The sequence below is a fragment of the Neglectibacter sp. X4 genome, from assembly GCF_009917365.1.
Lineage (GTDB): Bacteria > Bacillota > Clostridia > Oscillospirales > Acutalibacteraceae > Acutalibacter.
Map to the genome: position 1 here is coordinate 1 of NZ_QWLE01000042.1, position 7,272 is coordinate 7,272.

Here is a 7,272-nt window from a genome sequence, read left to right on the forward strand (position 1 = left end):
CAAGCAAGGGATAACTGCGCCCATTTTTACCCCATACCGAATACGGAGCCGCAGGAACACATCAGTGTTGCCTGTGGCTTTTTGGCGCGAATCTTCAGAGTGGAGGTGTAAGCCTTGGAACAGTACATCATGCCGCTGAGCGCGTACCGCAAGCTGAAAGCCGCAAAAAGTTTTGGCCAGACCGCCTACATCTACGGGGCCACCGGCTACGGCAAGACCTCATTTTTGCAGAAGTTCCTGGCAAAGCGCCGCCATGTTTACCTCTCGTGCAGCGACCGCCGTTGGGACGAGAGCGCTCTGCCCGCCCAGGGAACCGTGGCGCTGGACGACCTGCATCTGCTGGACGAATCCAGGCGGGAACTGGTCAAGAGTTTAGTAGCCAGCCCAGATATATGGCTGATTCTGGTGAGCAGAAGCCCGGTTCCAGCCTGGCTCATGCCGGAGTATGTGAACATGGGCTTCATGATCCTCAGCGAGGCCGACCTGAAGCTGGGCAGGAGGGAGATCGCCGGGTTCCTGGACAGCCTGGGGCTGGCTTACACCGGGGATGAGCTGCAATTTCTGGCAGAGCATTCTGACGGCAACGCCTACATCGTGCGCCACGCCACCCTGAAAATGGCCGAGGGTATGGCCCCCGGTCCCCAGATGCAGAAGGAGATTTACGACGCCTTCACCCGCTATCTTACCGACCATGTGATGGCGGAATGGGACAGCGACCTGCTGGAATTCCTCATGAAAATAAGCGTGGTGGAGGAATTCACTCTGCCCCTGTCTGAGCTCATCACCGCCAGCCGCCAGGCTTCGGCTTACCTGCAAAAGGCCGCTGAAACCGGGAACTTCCTTATCCAGAGTGGCGAAACTTACCGCCTGCGTTCTGTGCTTCTTCACGCTCTGCGTGAGAAGGCTGTGCAGGCATTGGGCGAGGAACAAATCAAGACCTGCCAGAAGAACGCCGGGGTCTGGTACGAGATGAACGGCCAGGTGACCGAAGCCCTGGAAATGTACGGGCGCAGCGGCGATCAGGCTCAGATCAGAGAGCTGCTCATCCGCAACGTCCGGGTGAACCCCGGCGCTGGCCATTACTATGAGCTGCGTCGGTACTATCTTGGTATGGACGAGGAAGAAGCCGCCAAAAGCCCGGTGCTGATGGCGGGGCTCTCCATGCTCCACTCCATGCTCATGGCCCCGGAAAAGGGCGAATACTGGTACGATAGGCTGGCTGAATTCGCCAAGACCGCCACCGGCGGCGCAAAGCGCGAGGCTCAGAGCCGCCTGTGCTATCTGGACATCGGCCTGCCCCACCGGGGGAGCCGGGACGTGCTGAAAATCATGCTGAAAGCCCCGGCCATGCTTCTGGACCAGGGGGTGCGCCTGCCGGAGCTTTCCGTAACCAGCAACGTGCCAAGCACCATGAGCGGCGGCAAGGACTTCTGCAAGTGGAGCCGCTCTGACCGGGCGCTGGCAAGGACAGTCGGCCCGATTGTGGAACGTGTGCTGGGCCGTACGGCAAGGGCCTTACAAAGATCGCCCTGGGAGAGAGCCTGTTTGAGAAAGGCGAGAACACCTTCGAGGTGCTGACCCTGCTCTCCCGAGGTCAGGTGGAAACCGAGTGCGGCGGCACTTTGGAGGTAGCCTTTTCGGCAGTAGGCCAGCGGGTACGGATGATGATCCTGCAAGGGGACCTGACCAACGCCGGGGCTATCCTGGACTCCTTCCAGTCGGCGGTGGAGGAACAGCGGGTGATGCAGCTCTTGCCCAATATACGGGCCGTGCGGTGTAGAATTGCACTATATCGTGGGGATATGGACGCGGTTCGTGAGTGGCTGGAACAGGCCCCGGACGAGGACAAAGAGTTCATCACCATGGAGCGCTACCGCTACCTTACCAAAGTGCGCTGCTACCTGGCGCTGGGCGAAAATCTCAAAGCCCTGGCCCTGCTGGAAAAGCTGGGCGAGTATGCGGAGCGCTGCTATCGGACGTACATCCGCATGGAGGCCGGAGTGCTGGGGGCCATCGTGCGCCAGCGGCTTGGGACGGAGTGGGAGCCCATGCTCACCGCCGCCCTGGACGAGGCCGGGAGCTATCGGTTCGTGCGGTTCATCAGCGAGCTGGGCCCGGCCGTCCTGCCACTTTTGAAAGCCCAGAGCCGGGATGGCCCCTGGTTTCGGCAGGTGCTGGACGAAACCAGGCAGATGGCCCGGCGCTACCCACGCTACCTTCTGCCGGGGGTGGCGAGGGAGGACTTCTCCTCCACGGCGCTGGAAATCCTGCGCTTGCAGAGCGAGGGCTTCACGGCCACTCAGATTGCCGGGCGGCTGGGTATGAAGCCGGACACGGTGCGTTATCACATCAAGGAAAATTACCGCAAGCTGGAGGTCGGCGGAAGGGCTGAAGCCATTGCAGCCGCCCGGGGCTTGGGGTTGATATAGAACTAAAATGGAGGTATTACCATGAAGAAAATATTCACTGCAATTCTGATCCTGGCCCTGACCGTTTTCGGGCTTGCCATAGGCGCCAGCGCGGCGGAGGCACCCACGCGGACCACTTACCTTGACCTGTCCAGCCAAACTACTGATGGCAACACAGAGGGCTGGACATGGACAGTGGAGGGGAGCAAGGGAACGCTGACCCTGAACGATCTATACCTGCAAGCGCCCTCTCTTGTTAATGGGCAAGTAAAGGATATGGTCGCTTTCCCGAACGGGATAACCGATGTTCGCATTGTCCTACAGGGCAGCAACATAATCCAAAAGACCGATACATGGCAATGCGACATTTTCGCAGCAGCCGGAAAAAAAGTCACGATCAGTGGGGAGGGCTCGTTGGAGTTCCGTTCGGTGGATGAGAACAGTACCCTGGTCAACTGCGATACCCTTACGATGGAGAGCGGCAAAATAACTATAGCGGAAGGTAGCTCGGCAGGCTACCTGTTCCACACCGAAAAGGACCTAACCATTACTGGCGGTAGTATGACGTTCAAATCCGAGTACGGCATACGATCGGAAAAGGGTCCAATCACAATCAGCGGCGGCAATATAAACCTTACCATGACAAATTTGGGCTATGGTATATATGGCGGGCCAACACTGGCAGGGGGTACGGGTGAAGTGGTGTCCCCATCCATCACAATTTCCGGCGGCACAATTGTCACGGATGGCAGCATCTCTGACGCCTGGTTTAAAGGGCTGTCCATAACCGGCGGCAACATACGTGCGGATCACGAGGTGAGGGGCAACCTATTCTACGAAAGTTCGCCTGGGACGGTGGCTTTGCCTGCGAACTTTACTACGGGACAGCTCTCAACTACAGACGCCTATGCTCTGGAAATCCCAGCGGGTAAAACTCTGGAAGTTCCCGCCGGTGTGCGTGTCCGTACAAACCATCTCAAAAATAATGGGACGCTGGATAACCGCGGCCGTGTGAGCGTGAACAACAGCTATGAGGGAGAAGGAAGGATTACCGGCGGCGGGCTGATCGACTTAACCTCCTCCTATTGGCAGGCTGTGAGCAGTCATGCAGAAAACGCTGTGCTGAACCGTAGTGCAACAGGAAGCATCGACGAAACCGGGTGCTGTTACGTCTATGGAAATGCCACATGGGACACTAGCTGGGGCTATGCTCCCAAGAGTATGTATGTTCCCAAGGGAGGCAAGCTGACGGTTCCCAGCGGCGCGAACATACAGGTGGCCGGAGCGATCACCATTCATGGCGCGGAGAACCTGACCGGGGGCGGGACGGTTACCAGTTCGGCCAATAAATACTACATTGAGTATAGCGAGGATAGCCTTACGCCCGCTGTCGAGATGGACTTGACTTATGACGGGACCAACCTGCGCCAGCAAGTCGAGGAGCAGGCAAAAAAGAGAACTTCAAGCCGATCTGACCCTGACAGCGCCCACAGCCCCGGCCATTGAGTACGGCCAAACGCTGGCGGATGCGCAGCTGTCTGGGGGCAGTGCCGTAAACGACGGGCAGGCAGTTGATGGGGCCTGGTCCTGGGCAAAGCCCCAGACCCGGCCTCTGGCAGGCGGGAGCTATGAGGTGAAGTTCACTCCCAAGGACGCGGCAAACTATGCTGTTGGAGAGGCCCAGGTGGCGGTCAGCGTCAATCCTGCCCAGCCCAAGATAACCATTACCGCCCCCAGCCGCCAGCAGGCGGGCCGCACCGTACCGGTGAGCGTCCGTGTAGAGAATCCTCATGACCCGGATCTTGAAGATGGACTTCCCGTGCCCACAGTCACCTATAAGGTCGGCGAAGGCGAGGAAGTTTGCATTGATCCGCTGTGGCTATGGAAACGATGATGTGAGCCAGGATGACAGCCGTTTTCTAGAAAATGTCCGCAAGGCCAAAGCCGCTGGCGTTCCATACGGCGTGTACCTTTACTCCTATGCGCTGACCGTAACCGAGGCCAGGAGTGAGGCCGCGCACACGCTCCGCCTGCTGAAGCAGATAGACCGCCCCGCGTATGGCGTGTGGTTCGACATGGAGGACGGTGATGGCTACAAGGCCCGGATGGGGATGGGGAACTACCACGATATCCTCGATTTTGACGAATGAGAAGTACAAAGGAGCGGCGCTCCTTCAAAAGAAGTTTACAGTTGACTTTCTGGAGAAAAAGATGAAGGTCAACGAGGGAGAAGTGCCGCAGTATTACATTGAGGAGAGCCACCAGCCTATCATCGACCCGGCGGAGTTCGATAAGGTACAGGCCGAGTTTGCGCGGCGCAAAGGGCTGGGCCATCGCTACAGCGGCGGCAGTATTTTTGCCTCCCGCATCGTTTGCGCCGACTGCGGTGCATTTTACGGCCCCAAGGTCTGGCACTCCAACAGCAAGTACCGCCGCGTTATCTGGCAGTGCAATGAGAAGTTCAGTGGCGAGAAAAAGTGCGCCACTCCGCATCTGCGGGAGGAGGACATCCAGGCCCGGTTCCTGGCGGCGTTCAACAAACTGCTGGGCAGCAAGGATGCTCTGCTGGAGGACTGCCGCTTGATGCAGACCGCCCTCACTGACTGCTCCGCCATTGACGCGGAACTGGACGGGCTGCTCCAGGAAATCGAGGTGGTCACCGAGCTGACCCAGCGGTGCATCCAGGAAAATGCCCAAAGTGCGCAGAGCCAGGAGGAATACACCGAACGCTACAACGGATATGTGGCGAGGTATGAAAAGGCCAAGGCCAGGGCGGATGCCCTCCAAGAGCAGAAAAAGCAGCGGCAGGCCAAGGCCGATGCTATCGGCGGCTTTATGTTTGAACTGTCCGAGCGCGGCGATGCCATCAACGAATTTGATGAACGGCTCTGGCTGGCGGTGGTGGAGAAGGCCACGGCCTACCATGATGGGCGGCTGGTGTTCAGATTCCAGAATGGCAGCGAAATAGAGAGCTGACACAAGCAAAACCCCCGTTGATTCTTCCAAGTGGAATCAGCGGGGATTTACATTGTGTCCATCAATTCGAGGAGCAGGTTTTTCTGGCGGTCGGTCAGAGAACTCCATCGGGCAAATAGCGTTTGTTGTTCCTCGGTCAGCTCCAGCGGATTTCCCTCTGAAAAGAACTGCGCCAATGTGATGCCAAATGCCCTACACACGGCCTCCAAGGTCGGCAGCGTGGGAGCATTGTTCCTGTTGAACATATTCGTAACGGTGGAGTGGGAGAGGCCGGACTCCTTCGCCAGCCGGTAATCTGTCCAGCCCCGTTCTTCCATCAGTTTTTTGATCTGCTTTTGTGCATCCAAGCCATCACCACCCATCTGTAACTATTATAATTCCCGAAATGGTGTTATAATAGGCACGATAGGTAGACAGTGACATCCCCTAAAGGGAAATACGGTTTGCCCGGTTCTCTGCCGGGAAATACTGATTACTGCGAGGAGGTCAGTATGGAAAAACCGAAAACTTTATTTGAACGCTTGGCCCGTCAGCGGGGCATCTCTGTGGAAGAAATGCGGTCCATCATCTCGGCCCGCATAGAACAGGGGATGAATGACCCCGACCCGGTAAAGCGGGCATCTTGGGAGCGGATACCACGGGCCGGGGACATTCCCACCCCGGAGGAATGGCTCCGATATGCGGTGGAGCAGTTGGAGGAGGAAGGGCGCGGTGATCTGCTGCGCTGGTATCCGAATCTTTGACCTGAACTTGAGAATTATTGAAAAGGGTCTTCATTTTTTAAGAGATTTGTGCTAAAATTAAATAATACAGTATTTTTGAGCTAAAGGAAGATGGCCATGAACCCTTTCATTATTTTTGACGTTTCTGGCATAGATGGAATTGCTGTAAACGGAGAATGTCGCGCATTCTCAATTGAACGGCACGAAAATATTACTTCTATCGAAATACTTCAAGATGATCTTTGCATAGTCGGCATAAAGGTGTTTTTTGCCCCAGATATAACTATCGATAGTTCAATAATAGACTCTACACGTCAGTCTGTAGAATTATTTATCACAAATATCATTGGACACCTTGATGCAGTTGTTACTGAATTTTCCGTTCGAACAGGGGATATTTACAATCCAAATGAACAGCCTAAAGATGGTCCTCTCATTATTAATGACATGATATTGATGGTGGATACTCTTTCTGTGACGGTTTCATATCCTATTCAGCGATATGCAGGACTTTTTTTGAATTCGTCTATAGACTTGCGAAAAAAGGACCGATTCACCATCTTCGGAAATATAATGAAAATTGAAAATATTGCTGTTCGATATCTAATGCAGTATGAATTCTTACTGTCACTTATTTCTCAAAATCGTAAGCAAAAAGATGTCACCGATTTTATCAAAAATCAGTTTAACACTTCAAGTGTGCCTACTAAGGTCGGCTTTCATAAAACTCGCCGACCTGGGAAAAATTTTGATGAGGATGATATTACATATTATCGTAATATTTTAGCGCATAATGATTCAAGTGCCATTCCGGAAAATTTTGATCGTACCATTTCAGTTATGAGTAAGGCATTGACGAATGTAATTTTTTTCTACTTAGATCAAACCTAATAAATGTAGAGGATGATTGGCTGCACACCCCCATGGCAAATGCACCCCCTTATCCCAAGGGGGTGCATTTGTATCAGAATAGGCCACCTTTGCCATGAATGGCATACAAAAAAGATACCACCCCTGAAAAACCGCGCTGTGGCGCGGTTTTTTGGCATTCAATGAAGGCAAGCAACGTGCTGTGTGCTTATGTTACAGGTAAGCGAAAAATAGATACGAACCTACGCAAGAAAAGAAGAAGGCGGTATAATGAAGGAGGGATGAAGAAAAACGGA

The 7,272-nt window shown here is 54.6% G+C and carries 9 protein-coding genes; 8 read left to right on the forward strand and 1 reads right to left on the reverse strand.

Features of this window, described 5'->3' with window-relative positions; genetic code table 11:
• The first annotated feature begins 114 nt into the window (after window positions 1–114).
• From D1841_RS19250 to D1841_RS12780, 6 genes are read left to right on the forward strand one after another with little or no spacing between them, the layout of a single operon-like run.
• A complete protein-coding gene (locus tag D1841_RS19250) occupies window positions 115–1,578 on the forward strand; it encodes a hypothetical protein (protein ID WP_237076341.1) in 1,464 nt (487 codons plus the stop codon).
• Window positions 1,572–2,429 (forward strand): LuxR C-terminal-related transcriptional regulator, encoded by an 858-nt coding sequence (locus tag D1841_RS19255; RefSeq protein WP_347564002.1) that lies wholly within the window; start codon window positions 1,572–1,574, stop codon window positions 2,427–2,429. The genes D1841_RS19250 and D1841_RS19255 overlap by 7 nt, the downstream gene beginning before the upstream one ends.
• 21 nt (window positions 2,430–2,450) lie before the next feature.
• On the forward strand, window positions 2,451–3,914 hold the full coding sequence (locus D1841_RS12765) for a carbohydrate-binding domain-containing protein (protein ID WP_160643505.1): 1,464 nt from the start codon (window positions 2,451–2,453) through the stop codon (window positions 3,912–3,914).
• Complete coding sequence (locus D1841_RS12770; protein WP_160643507.1) at window positions 3,817–4,302, forward strand: hypothetical protein; 486 nt, start codon at window positions 3,817–3,819, stop codon at window positions 4,300–4,302. The genes D1841_RS12765 and D1841_RS12770 overlap by 98 nt, the downstream gene beginning before the upstream one ends.
• A gap of 1 nt (window position 4,303) precedes the next feature.
• Window positions 4,304–4,558, forward strand: coding sequence for a hypothetical protein (locus D1841_RS12775; RefSeq protein ID WP_161880036.1), 255 nt, complete (start codon window positions 4,304–4,306; stop codon window positions 4,556–4,558).
• Entirely contained in the window at window positions 4,548–5,384 is an 837-nt protein-coding gene (locus D1841_RS12780; protein WP_160643511.1) for a recombinase zinc beta ribbon domain-containing protein, read from the forward strand. The genes D1841_RS12775 and D1841_RS12780 overlap by 11 nt, the downstream gene beginning before the upstream one ends.
• A gap of 47 nt (window positions 5,385–5,431) precedes the next feature.
• On the opposite strand, the gene D1841_RS12785 is transcribed toward D1841_RS12780, so the two are convergent.
• Complete coding sequence (locus D1841_RS12785; RefSeq protein ID WP_237076342.1) at window positions 5,432–5,731, reverse strand: helix-turn-helix domain-containing protein; 300 nt, start codon at window positions 5,729–5,731, stop codon at window positions 5,432–5,434.
• 144 nt (window positions 5,732–5,875) lie between these two features.
• Here D1841_RS12785 and D1841_RS12790 point away from each other — a divergent pair, with 144 nt between their 5' ends.
• Both D1841_RS12790 and D1841_RS12795 read left to right on the forward strand, forming a co-directional pair.
• The gene (locus D1841_RS12790; RefSeq protein WP_160643513.1) at window positions 5,876–6,127 is read left to right on the forward strand and encodes a hypothetical protein; all 252 of its coding nucleotides are present in this window, start codon (window positions 5,876–5,878) and stop codon (window positions 6,125–6,127) included.
• 96 nt (window positions 6,128–6,223) lie between these two features.
• The gene (locus D1841_RS12795; protein ID WP_160643515.1) at window positions 6,224–6,997 is read left to right on the forward strand and encodes a hypothetical protein; all 774 of its coding nucleotides are present in this window, start codon (window positions 6,224–6,226) and stop codon (window positions 6,995–6,997) included.
• The last annotated feature ends 275 nt before the right edge of the window (window positions 6,998–7,272 follow it).